An 18,377-nucleotide genomic window follows, 5' to 3' on the forward strand; every position below is an offset into this window, starting at 1 on the left:
ATTCAGCACTATTAACAACATAAATCAGCAGACTAGATTAAAACTGTTTGCTACAACACATATCAAAGGAAATGACAGTGTCAGAAAACGTATATCAAGCCCCAGAATCAAACCTTGCTACAGCATCAACAGAAACAACCACTTTAAGCATGAAAGAAATTTTGTTTTCTTTTAAAGGTCGTATTCCTCGTAAGACCTATTGGTATTCTTTCTTAGGTATTATTGTAGCTTCATTTGTTTTTATGTTCGTAGTTGCATTATTAACAGGTGGTAATGAAACAGCAATCTCTGTGATCACACTAATCTTTTATATCCCACTTATGTGGGTTTCGCTTGCGGTTCAAGTAAAGCGCTGGCATGACCGTAATAAATCAGGTTGGTGGGTACTGATTGGCTTAGTTCCAGTTATTGGTGGTATCTGGGCGTTAATCGAAAATGGCTTTTTAGCAGGTGATGAAGCTGAGAACCGTTTCGGACAACCTACTAGCTTATAAGCTATACTGTGTGCTCTGAATATCAGAGCACACAGACTAAACTTACCCGATGAAGCACTTTACTACGATTCAAATAGCTCGATTTATTATCAGCTTTAGTTGGCTTTATCATGGGCTGATGCCAAAACTTATTCACATTGCCCCCCTTGAACTAAAAATGACGGCCAGTTTTGGCTTTAATGCTGAAATCTCAACGCTCATTACCCGAGCTGCTGGCATAGGTGAAATTATATTTGCCGTGCTGTTTTTTATTTTCTATCGTTCAATGTTAATCAATATTCTCAATATAGCTGCTTTAGTTGGGCTAATGCTGTTTGTTGCTGTTTTACAACCTGCACTTTTAATCGAAGCGTTTAATCCTGTGACTACAAACATTGCTTTGATCGCCTTTAGCCTCGTATTAATTAAAGAACTCAAAGAACCACAGCTCAATGCTTAATACGCCGCACCAGTCACCAATAACTCAATTCACAAAAAAAGAAGAAAAAAAATTTTTATCTTCTTATTTATTTTTTATAGGGTTAGTACAGATTATTGCCGCATTCTATTTTTTGGATTTGCCTATAAAAGAGCAACTAATAGATGAGCAGGGCGTAGTACAACGCTTTTATGATTCACATAGAAATTGTGGCAAATTTAAATGTAAACTTATGACAGTTGTTGGTACTGAGAAAACGACTACATTCCTTAGACCAATTAACTTACCAATTGGCTTAAATGATAACGTTCAAATTTTGGCTTCTTATGATAAAAGTGCCGAAGCGTATAAAGTTCATCAATTAAAGCTCAATGGTAAGATGATTCAAAGTTATGAACAGGCGCTATTTAAAAGCAATATAGCTCGTATATTGCTTGGTATTTTAGGTCTGATTTTGATTGTTTTTAGCTTAATCAACAAGTTTAAAACTAAACCGCGTAACAACGCTTAATTTCATCAATCATGGCATTTGCTAAAGGCGAGCTGGCATTTGTTTTTGAGGTGATCAATACCACGGGAATATCGTAGTGATATTTGTTTGGCTGGATAGCTTTAAAAATTCCTTTATCAACCCAGAACTGTGCGTAGTGATCGGGTAAATAACCAATAAACTCACCCGATAAAATCAAATGTGCAATACCTTCATCGTGATAAGCAACAGCACTGTTTTGATAGTTTAATCCGTCGTTTCGGCTTTCTTTATCGCGCATGTAGTTACTGGTAATGACTTCGGCTTCTTTAATGAGTTCATCTATTTGTTTGTCATCACACTCAAATAATGGGTGACCGACTGCGCAATATAAAAAGTTAGTTTCGTTGTGTAAGGCGGTGTAATTTAATCCCCGAATATGATGGCGGCTAACACCAATCCCCACTAACGAGCGGCCATTGGCTACTGCGGTTTCTACCTCTCGTGCCTCGCATACATTAATATCGAACTGAATGTTTTTACCTTTGCCTTTTAACCTTGCTATCGCGCGGGGAATGGCACAGCGTGGGTCGCTGACCATGGTATCTATCATGGCAATACTTAAACGTCCCGATAACTCGTTTTTAGAGCTGGCTACGGTATTAGCAAAGGCTTCGCATTGCTGAAGCAGTTCTATCGATGCCTGATAAGTGATGGCGCCAGCGTCTGTAATTTCAAAACCACTGCGGCCACGTTTACATAATTTAATACCAAGCCTTACTTCTAAATCTGATAAATGCGCACTAATGGTGGAGCGGCCAATATTCAAACGTGACTCTGCGGCTGAAAGCCCACCACACTCAACAATTGCTACAAAAACGCGCAATAAGCGCAGGTCTACGTCATGAACTTGCATAGCTCTTCTTTTAGTTCGATAAATCTGGAATGAATAACGATAATTATGCATTTGTAAAACAACTAGAGCAAGCTAGACTCCATCTAAATAAAACTTAATCCTGTTCTTTAGGAGTTAAAAATGACATTTAAGTATGGTGTTGACCAATTAACGTTAGATAGCGTTAATGCTATTGCAGCCGGTACGTTACAGGCAGAGCTTTGCCAAGAAGCAATTGATAAAATTAATAAAAGCCGCCAAAACGTAGACAAAATGGCTGCCTCAGATAAAGCCATTTATGGTATCAATACGGGCTTTGGTCCATTGTGTGATACACAAATTTCTCCAGAAGAAACTAACTTATTACAAAAGAACTTATTGATCACACACGCTGTTGGTGTGGGTGAGCCAATCGCTAAACCTATTTCAAAGCTGATGCTAATCACCAAAGTACACGCATTAAGCCAAGGTTTTTCGGGTATTCGTTTAACCGTTGTTGAGCGTATGCTTAAGTTTATTGAACTTGATATTATCCCAGTTGTTCCAGAGCAAGGCTCAGTTGGCGCGTCGGGCGACTTAGCACCGTTATCGCACTTATTCTTACCTCTTTTAGGTGAAGGTGAGTTTTGGGTAAACGACACAATCAAGCCAGCAGCAGACGTATTAAAAGAGCACGGTTTAGCGCCTTTAGATTTACATGCTAAAGAAGGCCTAGCATTAATTAACGGTACTCAGTTTATTTTATCGCATGCCATTACTGCGCTTACTAAAATGCGTTACTTATTAGACCTTGCTGATGTAGCAGGTGCTATGAGTATTGAAGGTATGCAAGGTAGCGAATCGCCGTTCCGTGAAGAGTTACACGCAATTCGTGCTTTTAAAGGTAACGTTGAAGTTGCAGCGCGCATGCGTAGCTTTTTTGCAGGCTCTGAAAACATGGCTTCACACACTGATTGTGACCGTGTTCAAGACCCTTACTCATTGCGTTGTATTCCACAAGTTCATGGTGCATCACGTAACGCGTACTACCACTTAAAAGAGCTTGCTGAAACAGAAATGAACTCTGTAACAGATAACCCAATTGTGATCAGTGAAGAAGAAGCTATTTCGGGTGGTGGTTTCCACGGCCAACCACTTGCTATGGTTTTAGATTACGCATCAATCGCAGCGGCAGAGCTTGGTAACATTGCTGATCGTCGTTGTTACTTATTGCTTGAGGGCTTACACGGCTTACCACGCTTGTTAACGACATCGGGTGGCTTAAACTCTGGCATGATGATCCCGCAATATGTGACTGCTGCACTGGTAACAGAAAATAAATCATTGTGTTTCCCGCCATCAGCAGACAGCGTACCAACATCAATGGGCCAAGAAGATCACGTATCTATGGGTAGTATCTCTGGTCGTAAGTTAAACCAGATTTTAGGTAATCTTGATAAAATCTTTGCTATTGAGCTGATGTATGCAGCGCAAGCAATCGAATTTAGACGTCCTAACAAGTGTTCAGACATCATTGAAGAAAACTTTGCGCTAATTCGTAGCAAAGTTACCAAACTAGAAGAAGACCGCTTACTTAAGCCAGACATTGATGCCATGGTAGAACTTGTTAAATCGCAAGCGTTTAAAGTTAACTAAGGGAGCAAATAATGACTTTTCAAGAACAAATTAAGCAAGGTATCCCGAGCGTATTACCCGAGCCAAAACCGTATCCAAGTGATGCAAACCGTGCTCCAAAACGTAAAGACATTTTATCGGCTGACGAAAAGCAATTAGCGATTCGTAACGCATTGCGTTATTTCCCTAAAGAATGGCACAAAGAATTAGCCGCTGAATTTGCCGCTGAGCTTAAGCAATTTGGCCGTATTTATATGTATCGCTTTAAGCCTAACTATGAGCTTAAAGCGCGCTCAATCAGCGATTACCCGGCTAAATGCGAACAAGCTGCCGCTATCATGTTAATGATCGACAATAACCTTGATCCTGCAGTAGCACAGCATCCTGAAGAGCTAATCACTTACGGTGGTAACGGTGCGGTATTCCAAAACTGGGCGCAGTACTTATTAACTATGAAGTACCTAAGCGAAATGGAAGAAGACCAAACGCTACACATGTACTCGGGTCACCCTATGGGCTTATTTCCATCATCAGTTGAAGCACCGCGTGTGGTTGTAACAAACGGTATGATGATCCCGAACTATTCAAAGCCGGATGACTGGGAAAAATTCAATGCACTGGGTGTAACTCAATACGGTCAAATGACTGCGGGTTCATTTATGTATATTGGCCCACAAGGTATTGTTCACGGTACAACCATTACAGTAATGAATGCATTCCGTAAAGTGCTCGAAAAAGGCGAATCACCAAAAGGTAAGATCTTCTTAACTGCTGGTTTAGGCGGTATGAGTGGTGCGCAGCCTAAAGCAGGTAACATTGCTAACTGTATTACCGTATGTGCCGAGGTTAACCCTAAGGCAGCTATTAAGCGTCATCAACAAGGTTGGGTTGATGAGCTTATCGATAACATGCCAGAGCTAGTTGAGCGTGTACGTACGGCTCAGCAAAATGAAGAAGTGGTTTCAATTGCCTTTATCGGTAACGTGGTTGATGTATGGGAAAGCTTCTTAGCTGAAGATATTTTCATTCACTTAGGTTCAGACCAAACTTCACTTCATAACCCATGGTCAGGCGGTTACTACCCGGTTGATATTAGCTATGAAGAGTCAAATCGTTTAATTCGTGAAGAGCCAGAAGTATTCAAGGAAAAAGTACAAGCGACACTTAAGCGCCACGCCGATGCTGTTAACAAGCACACGGCAAAAGGTACTTACTTCTTTGATTACGGTAATGCGTTCTTGCTAGAAGCATCACGCGCTGGTGGCGATGTAATGGCTGAAAATGGTATTGATTTTAAATACCCATCTTACGTACAAGATATTCTTGGCCCAATGTGTTTTGACTACGGTTTTGGCCCGTTCCGCTGGGTATGTACGTCAGGTAAACCAGAAGATCTTGATAAAACAGATGCGATTGCTGCAGACGTTTTAAATAAAATCATGGCGGACTCGCCAGAAGAGATCCAACAGCAAATGCAAGACAACATCACGTGGATCAAAGATGCGAAGCAAAACAAACTTGTTGTTGGTTCGCAAGCTCGTATTCTTTATGCAGACGCACAAGGCCGCGCTGAAATCGCTAAAGCCTTTAATGATGCTATTAATCGTGGTGAAATTGGTCCAGTTGTACTTGGGCGTGACCACCATGACGTAAGTGGTACTGATTCACCTTTCCGTGAAACATCAAACATCTATGATGGTAGCCGCTTCACAGCAGACATGGCGATTCATAACGTAATTGGTGATGGTTTCCGTGGTGCTACTTGGGTATCTATCCACAATGGTGGCGGTGTTGGCTGGGGCGAAGTGATCAACGGTGGTTTTGGTATGCTACTAGATGGTAGTGAAGCTGCCGAGCGTCGTTTGAAATCTATGCTATTATTTGATGTAAACAACGGTATTGCTCGTCGTAGTTGGGCACGTAACGAAGAAGCTAATTTTGCGATTAAACGTGAAATGGCGCGTACCCCTAAACTTAAAGTGACCTTGTCTAATAACGTTGATGATGAAGTTTTATCAAACTTAGATTTCTAAGTTGTGTCAATGCAAAAAGGCCATGTTGTAACCGCAACATGGCCTTTTTTATTGCCAAAAATTATTAAATAGCGCATCGTTTAGGGAATAAATTTTTAGCTTAGCGAATAAGGAGATAGATATGACTAGACTACTTACAGGCGGATGCTGTTGCGGCGAAGTGAGTTTTAAAGTCGCTGATAACTTTAGGCGCTTTTTCTTCTGTCATTGCGAACAATGCCGCAAACTAACCGGCACTGCTCACGCTGCAAATTTGTTTACCTCACCTGATGCTATCGAATGGGTTAAAGGCCAAAATCACATCACGCGGTTTAATTACCCTGGTCGTGCATTATCTAGGGCGTTTTGTAAAACCTGTGGCTCTGCGCTGCCATTTGAATCACAAGACAGTAAATACCTACTTGTGCCTGCAGGCAGTTTAAATGAAGAGCCAAGTAAGGAATTAGACGCGCAAATATTCTGCGAAGAGCAAACCGAATGGCATAAAAAAGGTTCAAATGGCAAAAAGTTGATTGGTTTTGGTCGTGATTGAGCCCGATTAAAGGGGAAAGTTAGCGAGATACGAGGGTAAAGTTAGCGAGATACAAGTTTGTAGGAGGCGTTTCAACGCCGAACAAGTAGCTTCGATTTTACATCGCGTCCCAGAGCCTAAATCCTAGCACCTTATGTTTTCAAAAGTAGGCGTGAAACTTGTTTCGCGCGTTTGTAGGTCGTGCTTCAGCGCGTTTAAAAGAGAATTTAGAGAGATGCTAGAGTAAAGTTTGACCAGTTGGTCGAGTTTGATTAATCTGTAAAACACATTTTAAAAGGAGGTTTAATATGTTTAAAGTTTTAACCTTAGCTGCTTTAGTCTCGTTAGCTGTGCCTACAAACGCAAATGAAATTACAGCTGAGTTTATTAAAAAAGAGCTTGAACTTGCTCATTCTCAGTACATCAAAGGTTCGAGCGATAGTGCGCTTTATGCGTTAAATGCACTTGCAAGAATTCTTGAGCTTGATAGCGCTAAAACGCTGCAAACAGAGTTAGGCCCTAATAACCTTGCTTTTACTTATCTTCGAATTGGACTCATTCATGAGCATGCTGGTGATCAGCAGAAAGCCAACAGCTATTTTGCCAAAGCGATGAATGCTCACCAAGGCGAAAAACTTCAGCTTGCAGAGCTCAAAGCTTATATAACTAAATTAGATATATCAGCTGCTCACTTAATTTAAATATAATTGGAAATACAAGGAAGACGATGATCAAATGGCACGAACTAAATAAATATCAAAAAGCTGCATTTTGGTGCTTGATAGCTATTGTTGGTTGGTTCTCACCTGAGATTGCACTGTTATTTCATTTTGGTGGAATAGAAGTTGTATTTGCTTTTTTAGCAATGTACAGCTTGCCTATCATCAGAGGAGTGCGTTCTTACTTTCTAAAAATTAAAGAAAATCTGTTACTTGCCTATGTGTCATTTCAAAAAAGTGCCTCTGGTAAACCCAACGTATTTTTAATGCAAACGGCATTTTGCTGTCTTGCAGTCGCACTCACCGGCTCATTCTCTTTTGCAATGGTATTTTTATTGCCAGGAATGATGTTAAACAATATGCTTGTTTGATTGTATTAAAGTTAGCGAGATACGAGAGTAAAGTTAGCGAGTAATAAGTTGTAGGAGGCGTTTCAACGCCGAACAAGTAGCAGCGATTTTACATCGTGTCCCAGAGCCTAGTGCCTAATGTTTTTTCACGCGTTTGTAGGTCGTGCTTTAGCGGGATTAAAGAGTAAAGTTAGCTAGTTACAAGGGTAAAGTTGCTAGGAGATTTTACGCCGAATAACTAAGAATCATGGCTCAAGCCGTTCCTCCCAGAGCAATGGTAAAACACTGTAAATTATGAATGAATTGATAGAGATAGGTTTAAGCACAGTAAAGCAAGAGCAGTCTTTACCGTTTTCGATTTACTGCGCTAATGATGAACAACATATTGTTAATGTGCCTATCGCAAACCCATTACTTGTCGTTGTATTATCTGGCAGCAAAACGCTAATAGATACAGAAGAAGTTAACTGCAATGCAGGTGATTTTGTCTTTATGGCAAATACACCACAGGTTGCGATGCGTAACATTCCGCGAAACTTTGGCTATATTGCGCTATTGATTGAATTTGATTACACCGACTTTGAGTGCTTGAAATATCAAGCCAGCACAAAGAAAAATTTCATCACTGGGCAAGTCGATCCACTGTTTCAAATGACCTTAAAACAATTCATTGAATGGGCTGCAGTAACACCACCACAATTATGGCAAATTAGAAGACAAGAGCTGCTGCAAGTACTATATTCGCAGGGCTTCAAAGACTTAGGTTCAATTATTGAGCCACCAACACTGACTCATAAAGTACATACTATCATCGCTGGTGATTTAACGCATGATTGGGATGCAAGTAGTATTGCAGCTACGTTAGCGATGAGCGAATCGACACTCAGAAGAAAGTTAACCGCAGAAGACAGTAGTTTTCAATTAATTAAAGATAACGCGCGTTTAAGCCATGGACTACACTTGATTCAAAGTAGCTCACAGTCTATTGGCAGCATTGCACAGCAATGTGGTTTTTCGTCGCAATCTAGATTCACCGATAAGTTTAAACTTTTGTTTAATACGACTCCAACAGCCCTTCGTAAAACAATAATGAGCGAAGTAGGCTAATAATTGACAGTTTTGGTACTAATTTGATCTGTCTTTGCTAGGTATTATGATTATTCTTATTAATCGGAGAATATTATGAAATCATCAACATTGAAAATTGCTATACCGTTATTTTTGCTATGTTTATCTGGCACCACATTCGCTGAGACATTTACTCTAACAAGCAAAGACATTGCCCATGGTGACTTTATGGGGAGTGAGCAAGAGTTTAAAGGGTTTGGTTGTAATGGCGATAACCTTTCTCCACAACTTGCTTGGCAAAATGCACCTAAAGGAACAGAAGCATTCGCATTGACAGTTTATGATCCAGATGCGCCTACAGGGAGTGGCTGGTGGCATTGGCAAGTTGTGAATATCCCTAAGTCGGTATCAAGTTTAGCAAGCGGTGCAGGCAGTGCAGAGAAGAACGCAATGCCAAAAGGCAGTGTGCAGATCACAAATGATTACGGTTTCAAAGGCTTTGGCGGCGCTTGCCCTCCAGAAGGCCATGGCGCTCACAGATATCAATTTACACTACATGCGCTATCACAAAAACTTGAAATACCAGAGAACGCATCAGGCGCGTTAGCAGGTTATATGATTAATGCCTATTCGCTTGATTCAGCAACAATTGAAGCGCTTTATAAGCGTTGAGAGAGTTAGCGTGATACGAGTTAAAAGGGTAAAGTTAGCGAGATACAAGTTTGTAGGAGGCGTTTTAACGCCGAACAAGTAGCAGCGATTTTACATCGCGTCCTAGAGCCTAAACCCTAGTGCCTGATGTTTTCTAAAGCAGGCGTGAAACTTGTTCTCGCCTTTGTTTTTTAAATAGTCGCGGCGGAAAGACGCCGCTGCTTGTGAAACTGTATAGGCTCTAACATCCTGACTCGCATCTCGCATCTCGCATCTCGCATCTCGCATCTCGCAACTTTAATCTTCTTTCTTGGATTTTTTCGCGAGAATTTCAACTTCGGCTTTCTCGGTTACGCCTGCCATACTGAGGGCTGTGCTGCCTACTGATTCATATTCAAGTTTGATTTTATCGAGTTTAGCGTCGTTTTTGTCTGGCAAATTTAAGCTACGTGATGACATTCCTTTGGTTAAAACACCTAGGTTATCAAATACTTTTTCTTCACCGTTGTTCATAACGACTTTAATTTTCTTAAGATTCACAGTGCCATGGGTGCACTTAACTTTAATATGGCTGTAGTGGCTGCTGGTGATAGGGTTAACGGTATCGGTTTCGCTTTTGTAGCTGACCTTTTTCTCTGCGATTGTTTTCCAATCGTCATCACCAGCTAGGCTTTGAGTACTGGTTAAGGCCAAAAATGTGGTTAAAGCGATGAGTTTGACTATTTTCATTTGATTCCCTCCAAAAATTATCATCATTAAAATTTATAGCATATAAACAGGTTGGTTGCCTATGCAAAGTTCATAAAATAGAACCAAAAGCATTTTTTAATCGTATTAACTAATACGTTATAAATTCACCAACCTTAATCAGCATGCTATGCTAGTAAAGTGTCTATAAGTTTATGGATTTTCAATGAGATATTACTTTTGTTTAGTGGCTTTTTTACTATCAACCTCGTCAATTGCCAGCGCTCTGCTGGATGTAAAGCCGAGCAATAAAACACAGTTTTTGGCTCTGATAAAAGACAAACAAGGTGATTACAAAACAAAAGAGGGCAGCGATGCGGTTTGTCAAAGCGCATCTTTTTCATTGATAAAAGACCCAACGCAAGGCTTTAGCTTAGGGACGTTAATCGATTTTAGTGATTTACATAACGGCACGCAGGTAAAGAAGATACCTAACTTTTGCGTTGTCAGTTCGAAGTTAAAATACTTTGTAAATGGCATTGTTAGAACTAAGCGCTACTTTCGCTGTGATAATGAAGACGACAACGGTTCAACAACTGAGGATCTGCGTTTTAAAGAGAACGGCAGTATTACTTACACGCTGAATAAACCTGAAGTCTCATGTGTATTCGAGAAGCAATGAAATCCCATCTAACTGATGAATTTTAAAAGCCAAATTCGAAGGTAACTTGCCATATCCGTAAACATAAAAAAAGCAGCCTAGGCTGCTTTTTTAAGTTTTAGCAAATTACATTTGAGATTGCAGGTAATTCTCAAGCCCTGCGGTTTTGATTAACTGCTGCTGTGTTTCAAGCCAATCAATCTGTTCTTCTTGCTCATTTAAGATGTTATCTAGCGCTTCACGGCTGATGTAATCTTTTTTCTCTTCAGCAAGTTTAATTGCCGCTTTAAGATCAGGCAGAGAATCAAGTTCAAAGCTCATGTTAGCTTCGATCATTTCTTCAGAGTTTTCACCAATACGTAGGCGACCTAAATCTTGTAGGTTTGGTAAACCTTCTAAAAACAAAATACGCTCAATTAAACGGTCGGCGTTTTTCATTTTTTGAATAGATACTTTGTAATCAGCTTTGTCTAATTTAGAAAAGCCAAAATCTTTAAACATACGAGCGTGTAAAAAGTATTGGTTAATACCTACTAATTCATTCGCTAATACTTTATTAAGTGCAGCAATGACGCTTTTATCGCCTTTCATACAATTAGCCTCTATTCGCCCATTTGAGATTGATGGTAGTTTTGGCTACCAATTTTGTCGATTAGACCAAGCTGTTGTTCTAACCAATAAACATGATCTTCTTCTGTATCAAATAATAGCTTTTCAAGCACTTCGCGTGATTGATAGTCTTTTTCTTGCTCACAGATTGCAATTGCTTCTTTAACACAATCAACCACTTCTAGTTCAAGTGTTAAATCGTTTTGCATCATGCTTTTCACGTCTGAGCCAATTAATAGATCACGACGCTTAGTCATGTTTGGTACGCCTTCTAAAAATAGAATACGTTTGATCAACCAATCAGCGTGATCTTTTTCTTCTTCCATTTCGTGATTAAGACGTTCATACAGCTTATTTAGGCCCCAATCGTCATACATACGAGAATGAATAAAGTATTGATCTATAGCAGCTAATTCGTTTGCGAGTAGTTTGTTAAAACTATCTATGACTTTTTGATTACCTTTCATAATGCTGTCCTCAAATTCCAAGTTGCGGTAATTGTAGTATATAAAAACAAGATTGCAAACTTTTTCCTTTGTAAATCAGTTGTTTACTATTGAGTGTGATTCTCGTTTAAGTTTGCGTTAATGGTTGATAAATGAACAATTTATCGTTTCTATTCTTAAATGAAAAAGCCCTTACTAAGAAGGGCTTGTTGTTCTAAACAAAGTTTAATTTAGAAACTATAGGTTGCACCAAGTGTCACTGTAGTACCTAAACCTTTAATGTTATAGCCACCGTAGGTGTATGACTGGGCACGGGCAGGGTAGTAATCATTGTTAAATAGGTTTTCTACACCCATAAACGCTTGCCAGTTATCGCTAAAGTTATAACGACCGCTTAGGTTAAATAGGTTGTAACTGCTAATTGGCCCTTGGTCGCCAACATAGTCGCCGTCTGCATTTGGTTCAAAGCGTTTGCGTGAACCCACATATAAATAACTCACCGTAAGTGATAACTCATCATTAGGCTGCCAGTTTAAGTTAGCAGTGCCTTTTGGTGGGCTTATTTGGCGTGAACCTAAGTAAATGTCGTCTTCGGTGTTTTTACCTTCAACATAGCTGTAAGTTGCAACCAGTTTTAGAGTTGGGTTAATTTTATAATCAACTAATGTTTCGTAACCCCAAATCTCTTGCGGTGCACGTACCGGCTCATAAACACCGGTTACTTCATTAAAGCTGTTTGTGGTGCCAAACTCTGATGTACTGCGGTAAGCTGCAAATTCAAAACGTAAGTCATCAAACTGTGAGGTAAAACCAATTTCATAGTTATCAATGATTGATGCTTCTGTTTGAATTAGACCAATATCATTCACCGTTGCTGAACGTAGTAAGCGGCCAATATCTGAGATATCAGACCCTTGTGAATAATTGGCAAATGGGCTGAAAGCCTCAAGTAAATTGTATTTAACACCTACATTATAGGTGGTTGCATCGTAATCAATGGTGTCGCCTTTTACGCTAAGTGGCACAGAGCACTGTGTTTCTGAACGGCAAAGCTTTAAGGTATTGTAATCATCAACGGTTAAATCAATGCTCTCTTGGCGCACACCTGCTTTAATAACTAAATCATTATCGATTACCCATTTTGTTTGTAAAAAGCCAGCAAGGCTTTCCATATCCATTTCTGGTACCCAGACACGGCCATCTACAAGTGGCTGAGAAGTCACATCATTCAGTGCATCTAGGCCATAAATGAAGGTGGCTTCAACATTGTCAAAATCAACAAGGGTATTAAAGGTAGCGCGTGCCCCTTTCTTTTCAGAGCGAATAATTGATTGGCCGCCTTCGTAACCTTCGTCTGGGTTAGCTAGGTTGGTAGAAAAGAAAAACACATTCTCGATATCTTGCATGTAAAGGTCGAGCGTCATTTGTGTATTAGTAAACAGGGCGTAGTCTGTGTATTTTAAGGTAATGTTTTCGTTACCGTCTGGGCCTTGTGGTTTACCTTGCTTTTGCAGCTCTTTAGGTACATGAATGGCATACGTTTTTTCGCCATCGTTTAGGTTACCAACTACGTCACCTAAATCGGTTTTTTGTTGAGAGCTAAAGTAGTTATAGCTAAATTGCAGTTGTTTTTCATCGTCAAAATCATAACCAAGCTTGGTGAAGTAGTTTTCTGTTACTGCATCAGATAAACCATATTGTAAGCCAAGAATATCGCCTTCGGCGTCACGTTGAACACCATTTTCTTCGTAACTTGCGGTAAATAAATAGCTGAGTTTATCTGCTCGGCCATTAACCGCAGCAGAGACTCGCGCACCGGCGCTTTCTTCTAACTTAACTGCACTAAAACGTGACGATAGGCTGATCTCACCTTCTGGCTGACCATCACTTGTTGCCTGCTTTGTGATGTAATTAATAATACCGCCCGATGCACCATTACCATAAACAGAGGTAGCACCTTTGATCACTTCGATACGCGCAATGGCACTTGGGTCGAGTGTTTTAACTCCCAAAGAGCCGTTTCTGAGTGGTGTAGATTGTGGCACACCATCAATCATCACAAGTGGTGCACGGCCACGTAAACTCTGACCTGTATTACTCGAACTACCTGTATCTGGTGCAAGGCCTGGTACCATTTGCGCAAGTAAGCTTTGTAGTTCTGGATTAACTTTTAAATGTTCTTCAATTTGCTTTTGGCTAATAATCGTTACAGAAGCGGGTACTTCATCAATGCTTTCAAATACACGGCTGCCTGATACAACAACGTGTTCCATTTCTTCTGCGGTGAGTTTTTTATTGATGGCATCATCAGCAAATGCCTGGCTGCTAATTGCAAGAGCGACCAGAGTCAGTGAAGTTTTTAACATGTTTATCCTTGTTAAATCGGTATTTATTATGTGATTGTGCGGCAGTCTAAATGTAAAGAAGTGTAAAGGCAAGGCTAATGATAATTATTTGCAATAAATTATTGTATTGTTTTGTACCTACTTATTTAAATTAGTTATTAAGCAAATAGCTATTAGGATTAGCAGGACAGTAGCTGTGTTTTTATACCAATCCGTTGTTCTAAATGAGAAATTTTTAACGCAGTTAGCGACAGTTTTAATCCCTCAAAATGATTAAGTATTATTGCGGGTTGGTATTAGCTGGCGCTAGTTTAAAAAACGTTTTAAGTCGTCTGGAATAGGCATTGGTTTGAAAGGGCTAACATTAGTGCCGCCGGTATTACCGAGTGGGACCCAAACACGCGAAAATACAATTGAAGCTGCCATGCGAGCAAACTGACCAATTATTTCCTTGGCATTATGGGTTTTAAAACCAATTTTACACATCCACCAATGAGAGTAAGTATGCGCAATGATATAGCTTTGACCCAGAATATGAGCCCGCTCTAAGTGATAAAAAGCGGTTGTGTAATCTTCTTTCTTATAACTAGTTTTAGCCAATATCATTTCGGCGTTAAAGGCATTTTTGAGCTCAATATTCATGGCGAATGGTATGTTTAGTAAAAGTCGTTTATTTGTAGTGCCGTTTGTACCAAAAGTAAACACCTGAAATCGTGAAAAATAACGGTGACAAAGCAAATAGTAACCACAGTAGTTGCACTATAGGGCCTGCAAAATCACCAATATGAAACTTATATTTAAAGTTCCATGTTTGCGTGGTCCAAGAGCTTTGGCTGGCATCATAGCTTGCAACAATATCTGCTGAATATGGGTTTGCCCATACCCAACTATAGGCATGGCTTTCACCCGGGTTCTCTATTCTAAAACCAATGTTATCAGTTGACTTTTTCGGTAAATAAATTCTAAATAACTTACCCTTAGGAAATACAGTTTGTGCGTTATCAAACGCTTTTTGCACTTGAAAAGGCGTATCCGCTAAAGGGGGAATAACGGCTGGCGGTTTTGGTCTATCTTCAACTGTGCCTTGCATCACAAATTCTAATACGGCTTTGGTTTGTGGTTTCCAGTTAAACGCCATACCTGTGTAAGCAATTAAAATGAGTGGAATTAAAAAGTACACACCCAGAACGGTATGTAGCTGATACATCAACACTCTAAATTTAGCTTTACGCTTAATAGCCAAGCGCTTCATGCGATTTTTTGGTTTAACCCAAATATAAAAGCCGAGCAGAATTTCAATAATAAGAATGAGCGCACACACCGATACCCAGTTTCTTAGGGGGCGGTTTTTATCGCCATCTTCATAAAGTAGCCAGCGGTGCAAAGCCATGGTAAAGCCATAAATCGTAGTGTAGTAATCGTACTCATGTAACACTTGACCACTGTATGGATTAACACTTACATAGAGGTTGTTTGCCAATTGTAATTGCCAAGCAAGATCACTTCGCTCCTCAGGCATCAACAGGGTAACTGGTTGTTTGGTTGAAGCTGAAACATGTTTTATGAGGTCATCAAAATCAAGTGTTGAAGCCGCTGGCGTTACAGTCCATTTATCGCTTTGAGTAAGGTATTGAATGTCTTTTGCGTAAATAAGCAACGCACCGGTCAAACTTAAACAAATCAAAAATAAACCGCTTACTAAGGCAAGCAAGAAATGCGTACGACGTAACCACAACTTCAACAAGGTTTGTTCCTTCAGTTTGCTGTTAAAAAGAAAACTGAATGGTAAATGATAACGCGTAACATTTACACTAAAACTTGTTCAATGGTGCAGCTTTCAATTGCAAAGTTATCATGCAAAAAGTGACGTATTTCATCGTTATTGATGTTGTGTTTGGCACTAAACTTGAGCTCGCAATGAACGTGATGATCATCTACCTGCCATGTTTTGAGGTAATCAACATCAGTGATTGCAAATTGGGCTTTAAGCTCATTAATAGCATCTGTTAAAGCAAAATTATCAGGGGCTGCCTGCATCAAAATTTTACTGCTCGCCATTAACAACAAAACACCATGGTAAATGACATACACAGAAATCAGCATAGTGGCAATTAAATCAACAATATACCATTGATAAAGAATGATTAAGGTACCTGCTATTATCACCACCACAGAAGCTAATGCATCAGACACATTATGTATAAACGCAGCACGAATATTCATACTGTCTTTTGCGCCTGCTTTGTAAGTTAAAAGGGCGGTGACTAGGTCAACAACCAGTGCAAACCCAGCAACCCAAATGATTATCCAGCCATCAATGGGCTCAGGGTTTAAGTAGTTGGAGATGGCTTCAACAATTAGGTAACCACCAATCACAATTAAACTTAAGCTGTTAAATAGGGTTGCTAAAATTTCAGCGCGTTTGTAGCCGTATTGATAACGATCGTTGGCAGGTTTGGCGCCAATTTTTCGGGCAATTAGGGCAATGAATAACGACGAGGCATCACTTAAATTATGCAGTGCATCAGCAATTAACGATAAGCTGCCAGAAACAAGGCCGCCAATCACCTGAGCGACAGTTAATAACACATTGATTGCAACTGCCAGCATGAGTTGGCGGGTGCTTTGGTTATTTGTATCGTGATGATGATGGTGGTGTCCGTGTCCCATAAAAATACCGAGTTATTGATTTGCTTTATTTTTATACCATGCGTGCCGTGGTATTGAAATGTTTGTAATGATTTGTTCGTGTGCGGATTATAATTTACTGTTCAAATGCGGGTGGATTTGTTAATTTAGCGCCGTTGTACCAATTTTTAGTTCTAATTTTTAGGCTCAATGTGAAAGCTGCATTTATTATTTTGATAAGCGTATTATTGCTCCAGCCCTTGCTGGATAGCTTTGATGTGGCCGATCATAATGCTGCGTTTAATCACACCTCGGTACTGCTATCAGAAGAAATTGACCTTGAAGCCCATTGTGCAGCCAATGGCGACCACCTGTTACATCAATCAGAACATGCCGAGCTTAGCAAACAGTTGTCTGACTCAGCCGAGAAAGGCCATTGTCATGTTTGTCACAGCCCAGCGTTTGTCGATTCGCTGCAATTGTCTGAACCTACAGATGTCTATTTCACTAAAATTGAATCTCTTGATTTCAACTTCAAATCGGCTGACTTAGCACCGCTTCATCGCCCACCTATTTTAGCTCTTACTTAATCCAAAACCCTTTTTAGATTTTATTTGGGCTTAGCCCATTTTAAGTAAGAGACACTATATGTATTTAAGAAATTTTATGCGTTACGCATTGCTGTGCGTATGCTATATGGCTGTGACAAATATTTATGCGACAGAGCAAGCGCATAACCATCAAGAAAATGAGCAAGCTGAACATGCTAATGAAGTCAGTTTAACTGAGCAGCAACAGCAACTCGCTAATATCAAGGTTGAGCGCCTTGTACTGAAAAAACACAAGCAAACCTTGTATGCACCGGGCGAAATTAAAGCCAATGGCTATGCCAGTTATGTGGTGTCACCGCGTGTTGATTCTATCGTTGTAAAACGCCATGCCTTATTAGGACAGCATGTAAATAAAGGAGACTCTTTAGTTACTTTATTTAGTGGCGAAGTGGCCAGCCAGCAAACAGAATTTAGATTAGCAGAAGCCGAGTGGCAACGCGTTACTAAAATGACCCCGGGCACAGTCAGCGAAAAGCAAATCTTAACTGCCAAAGCCGAGTATGAAGTGGCTTATAGCCGGTTAGTTGCCTTTGGCTTATCAAAACAAGCTATTGCAAAAACACTCACCATAAGCCCAGAAAAACTCGGTGAATACACCCTGTTTGCACAAACATCGGGAGCTGTTTTAACCGATAACTTTGCCCAAGGTCAGCGAGTTGATTCGGGGATTGAGCTGATGCTAATAGCCGATGAATCTGCACTTTGGGTTGCTGCTCAGCTTTCAGCTAATCAAGACCGTACTATCAGTAATGGTTCTACGGCGCTGTTAGAAGTTAACGGCAATCGTTATCAAGCAAGGGTTATTCAAGAAGCACATACGATTGATAAACAAACACGCTCACGAACTGTTAGGCTCGAGGTAAAAAACACGCAGCATAGTTTGCACCCCGGCATGTTTGCCGATGTGTACTTTCATTTTGAAACCGATCAAGTGGTACTTGCCGTACCTGAAAATGCATTAACACGCAGTGCAGATGGTGACTGGCAGTTATTTGTCGTTGATGACGATGGCGGCTTTGCTGCCCAAGAAGTAACCCTTGGCAGAAGTTTTGGTGATTATCGTGAAGTATTAGGTATTAAAGCCGGGCTTGAAGTTGTCACCCAAGGTGCATTTTTTATTGCATCACAGCTAGCTAAAGGCGGATTTGATCCGCATAACCACTAGAGG

At 40.2% G+C, this 18,377-nt stretch carries 21 protein-coding genes; 13 read left to right on the forward strand and 8 right to left on the reverse strand.

All coding sequences use genetic code 11. The annotated features are described in order from the left end of the window. Positions 1-77: 77 nt before the first annotated feature. Genes MTF66_RS00515 through MTF66_RS00525 form a run of 3 tightly spaced genes read left to right on the forward strand, consistent with a single transcriptional unit; the run spans position 78 to position 1,423 of the window. The gene (locus MTF66_RS00515; protein WP_082665559.1) at positions 78-494 is read left to right on the forward strand and encodes a DUF805 domain-containing protein; all 417 of its coding nucleotides are present in this window, start codon (positions 78-80) and stop codon (positions 492-494) included. 49 nt (positions 495-543) lie between these two features. Continuing rightward, entirely contained in the window at positions 544-933 is a 390-nt protein-coding gene (locus MTF66_RS00520; protein ID WP_248525916.1) for a DoxX-like family protein, read from the forward strand. After that, positions 926-1,423, forward strand: a complete 498-nt coding sequence (locus tag MTF66_RS00525) for a hypothetical protein (protein WP_248525917.1) — start codon at positions 926-928, stop codon at positions 1,421-1,423. Before MTF66_RS00520 ends, MTF66_RS00525 begins: the two co-directional genes overlap by 8 nt. Here the strand turns inward: MTF66_RS00525 and MTF66_RS00530 are convergent. Continuing rightward, on the reverse strand, positions 1,401-2,297 hold the full coding sequence (locus MTF66_RS00530) for a LysR family transcriptional regulator (protein WP_248525919.1): 897 nt from the start codon (positions 2,295-2,297) through the stop codon (positions 1,401-1,403). The two genes, MTF66_RS00525 and MTF66_RS00530, sit on opposite strands and share 23 nt — an antisense overlap. 120 nt (positions 2,298-2,417) lie before the next feature. Here MTF66_RS00530 and hutH point away from each other — a divergent pair, with 120 nt between their 5' ends. The 7 genes from hutH to MTF66_RS00565 all read left to right on the forward strand — a co-directional run bounded on the left by hutH (position 2,418) and on the right by MTF66_RS00565 (position 9,243). Beyond that, the gene (gene hutH / locus MTF66_RS00535) at positions 2,418-3,911 is read left to right on the forward strand and encodes a histidine ammonia-lyase (RefSeq protein ID WP_248525922.1); all 1,494 of its coding nucleotides are present in this window, start codon (positions 2,418-2,420) and stop codon (positions 3,909-3,911) included. A gap of 11 nt (positions 3,912-3,922) precedes the next feature. Further along, positions 3,923-5,923, forward strand: coding sequence for a urocanate hydratase (locus tag MTF66_RS00540; protein WP_054563828.1), 2,001 nt, complete (start codon positions 3,923-3,925; stop codon positions 5,921-5,923). 121 nt (positions 5,924-6,044) lie between these two features. Continuing rightward, complete coding sequence (locus tag MTF66_RS00545) at positions 6,045-6,455, forward strand: GFA family protein (protein ID WP_248525924.1); 411 nt, start codon at positions 6,045-6,047, stop codon at positions 6,453-6,455. 287 nt (positions 6,456-6,742) lie between these two features. Next, positions 6,743-7,135, forward strand: coding sequence for a hypothetical protein (locus tag MTF66_RS00550; RefSeq protein ID WP_248525926.1), 393 nt, complete (start codon positions 6,743-6,745; stop codon positions 7,133-7,135). Positions 7,136-7,161: 26 nt separating this feature from the next. Further along, positions 7,162-7,524 (forward strand): hypothetical protein, encoded by a 363-nt coding sequence (locus MTF66_RS00555; protein ID WP_248525928.1) that lies wholly within the window; start codon positions 7,162-7,164, stop codon positions 7,522-7,524. A 273-nt stretch (positions 7,525-7,797) separates the two neighbouring features. Next, positions 7,798-8,610, forward strand: a complete 813-nt coding sequence (locus MTF66_RS00560) for an AraC family transcriptional regulator (RefSeq protein WP_248525930.1) — start codon at positions 7,798-7,800, stop codon at positions 8,608-8,610. A gap of 75 nt (positions 8,611-8,685) precedes the next feature. After that, the gene (locus MTF66_RS00565; protein WP_248525932.1) at positions 8,686-9,243 is read left to right on the forward strand and encodes a YbhB/YbcL family Raf kinase inhibitor-like protein; all 558 of its coding nucleotides are present in this window, start codon (positions 8,686-8,688) and stop codon (positions 9,241-9,243) included. Positions 9,244-9,519: 276 nt separating this feature from the next. Here the strand turns inward: MTF66_RS00565 and MTF66_RS00570 are convergent, their stop codons facing one another. Further along, on the reverse strand, positions 9,520-9,951 hold the full coding sequence (locus MTF66_RS00570) for a hypothetical protein (RefSeq protein ID WP_248525934.1): 432 nt from the start codon (positions 9,949-9,951) through the stop codon (positions 9,520-9,522). A gap of 184 nt (positions 9,952-10,135) precedes the next feature. On the opposite strand from MTF66_RS00570, the gene MTF66_RS00575 reads away from it, so the two are divergent. Beyond that, positions 10,136-10,591, forward strand: coding sequence for a hypothetical protein (locus MTF66_RS00575; protein ID WP_248525936.1), 456 nt, complete (start codon positions 10,136-10,138; stop codon positions 10,589-10,591). A 105-nt stretch (positions 10,592-10,696) separates the two neighbouring features. On the opposite strand, the gene bfr (MTF66_RS00580) is transcribed toward MTF66_RS00575, so the two are convergent. The 6 genes from bfr (MTF66_RS00580) to MTF66_RS00605 all read right to left on the reverse strand — a co-directional run bounded on the left by bfr (MTF66_RS00580) (position 10,697) and on the right by MTF66_RS00605 (position 16,640). Further along, positions 10,697-11,161 carry a bacterioferritin gene (gene bfr, locus MTF66_RS00580; RefSeq protein ID WP_054552095.1) on the reverse strand — a complete coding sequence of 155 codons (465 nt, stop codon included), beginning with the start codon at positions 11,159-11,161 and terminating at the stop codon, positions 10,697-10,699. An 11-nt stretch (positions 11,162-11,172) separates the two neighbouring features. Beyond that, positions 11,173-11,646, reverse strand: a complete 474-nt coding sequence (bfr, locus tag MTF66_RS00585; RefSeq protein ID WP_054552096.1) for a bacterioferritin — start codon at positions 11,644-11,646, stop codon at positions 11,173-11,175. Positions 11,647-11,855: 209 nt separating this feature from the next. Beyond that, entirely contained in the window at positions 11,856-13,991 is a 2,136-nt protein-coding gene (locus MTF66_RS00590) for a TonB-dependent receptor (protein ID WP_248525938.1), read from the reverse strand. Positions 13,992-14,276: 285 nt separating this feature from the next. Further along, complete coding sequence (locus tag MTF66_RS00595) at positions 14,277-14,612, reverse strand: DUF3703 domain-containing protein (RefSeq protein ID WP_248525939.1); 336 nt, start codon at positions 14,610-14,612, stop codon at positions 14,277-14,279. A 28-nt stretch (positions 14,613-14,640) separates the two neighbouring features. Continuing rightward, a complete protein-coding gene (locus MTF66_RS00600) occupies positions 14,641-15,711 on the reverse strand; it encodes a PepSY domain-containing protein (RefSeq protein WP_248526477.1) in 1,071 nt (356 codons plus the stop codon). Positions 15,712-15,776: 65 nt separating this feature from the next. Next, the gene (locus tag MTF66_RS00605; RefSeq protein WP_248525941.1) at positions 15,777-16,640 is read right to left on the reverse strand and encodes a cation diffusion facilitator family transporter; all 864 of its coding nucleotides are present in this window, start codon (positions 16,638-16,640) and stop codon (positions 15,777-15,779) included. Between the two features lie 170 nt (positions 16,641-16,810). Here MTF66_RS00605 and MTF66_RS00610 point away from each other — a divergent pair, with 170 nt between their 5' ends. Together MTF66_RS00610 and MTF66_RS00615 are read left to right on the forward strand one after the other, a co-directional pair. Beyond that, entirely contained in the window at positions 16,811-17,188 is a 378-nt protein-coding gene (locus tag MTF66_RS00610) for a hypothetical protein (RefSeq protein ID WP_217876967.1), read from the forward strand. A gap of 58 nt (positions 17,189-17,246) precedes the next feature. After that, positions 17,247-18,374: an efflux RND transporter periplasmic adaptor subunit gene (locus MTF66_RS00615; protein WP_248525943.1), complete on the forward strand. Its 1,128-nt coding sequence runs from the start codon at positions 17,247-17,249 to the stop codon at positions 18,372-18,374. The last annotated feature ends 3 nt before the right edge of the window (positions 18,375-18,377 follow it).

The sequence above is a fragment of the Pseudoalteromonas sp. 2CM39R genome (genome assembly GCF_023161845.1).

What these genes read in the sequence shown, in the direction of transcription:
- MTF66_RS00520 (WP_248525916.1), top strand. Translation starts at nt 544, where the DNA reads ATGAAGCACTTTACTACGATTCAAATAGCTCGATTTATTATCAGCTTT.
- MTF66_RS00525 (WP_248525917.1), top strand. Translation starts at nt 926, where the DNA reads ATGCTTAATACGCCGCACCAGTCACCAATAACTCAATTCACAAAAAAA.
- MTF66_RS00530 (WP_248525919.1), bottom strand. Translation starts at nt 2,297, where the DNA reads ATGCAAGTTCATGACGTAGACCTGCGCTTATTGCGCGTTTTTGTAGCA.
- hutH (WP_248525922.1), top strand. Translation starts at nt 2,418, where the DNA reads ATGACATTTAAGTATGGTGTTGACCAATTAACGTTAGATAGCGTTAAT.
- MTF66_RS00540 (WP_054563828.1), top strand. Translation starts at nt 3,923, where the DNA reads ATGACTTTTCAAGAACAAATTAAGCAAGGTATCCCGAGCGTATTACCC.
- MTF66_RS00545 (WP_248525924.1), top strand. Translation starts at nt 6,045, where the DNA reads ATGACTAGACTACTTACAGGCGGATGCTGTTGCGGCGAAGTGAGTTTT.
- MTF66_RS00550 (WP_248525926.1), top strand. Translation starts at nt 6,743, where the DNA reads ATGTTTAAAGTTTTAACCTTAGCTGCTTTAGTCTCGTTAGCTGTGCCT.
- MTF66_RS00555 (WP_248525928.1), top strand. Translation starts at nt 7,162, where the DNA reads ATGATCAAATGGCACGAACTAAATAAATATCAAAAAGCTGCATTTTGG.
- MTF66_RS00560 (WP_248525930.1), top strand. Translation starts at nt 7,798, where the DNA reads ATGAATGAATTGATAGAGATAGGTTTAAGCACAGTAAAGCAAGAGCAG.
- MTF66_RS00565 (WP_248525932.1), top strand. Translation starts at nt 8,686, where the DNA reads ATGAAATCATCAACATTGAAAATTGCTATACCGTTATTTTTGCTATGT.
- MTF66_RS00570 (WP_248525934.1), bottom strand. Translation starts at nt 9,951, where the DNA reads ATGAAAATAGTCAAACTCATCGCTTTAACCACATTTTTGGCCTTAACC.
- MTF66_RS00575 (WP_248525936.1), top strand. Translation starts at nt 10,136, where the DNA reads ATGAGATATTACTTTTGTTTAGTGGCTTTTTTACTATCAACCTCGTCA.
- bfr (WP_054552095.1), bottom strand. Translation starts at nt 11,161, where the DNA reads ATGAAAGGCGATAAAAGCGTCATTGCTGCACTTAATAAAGTATTAGCG.
- bfr (WP_054552096.1), bottom strand. Translation starts at nt 11,646, where the DNA reads ATGAAAGGTAATCAAAAAGTCATAGATAGTTTTAACAAACTACTCGCA.
- MTF66_RS00590 (WP_248525938.1), bottom strand. Translation starts at nt 13,991, where the DNA reads ATGTTAAAAACTTCACTGACTCTGGTCGCTCTTGCAATTAGCAGCCAG.
- MTF66_RS00595 (WP_248525939.1), bottom strand. Translation starts at nt 14,612, where the DNA reads ATGAATATTGAGCTCAAAAATGCCTTTAACGCCGAAATGATATTGGCT.
- MTF66_RS00605 (WP_248525941.1), bottom strand. Translation starts at nt 16,640, where the DNA reads ATGGGACACGGACACCACCATCATCATCACGATACAAATAACCAAAGC.
- MTF66_RS00615 (WP_248525943.1), top strand. Translation starts at nt 17,247, where the DNA reads ATGTATTTAAGAAATTTTATGCGTTACGCATTGCTGTGCGTATGCTAT.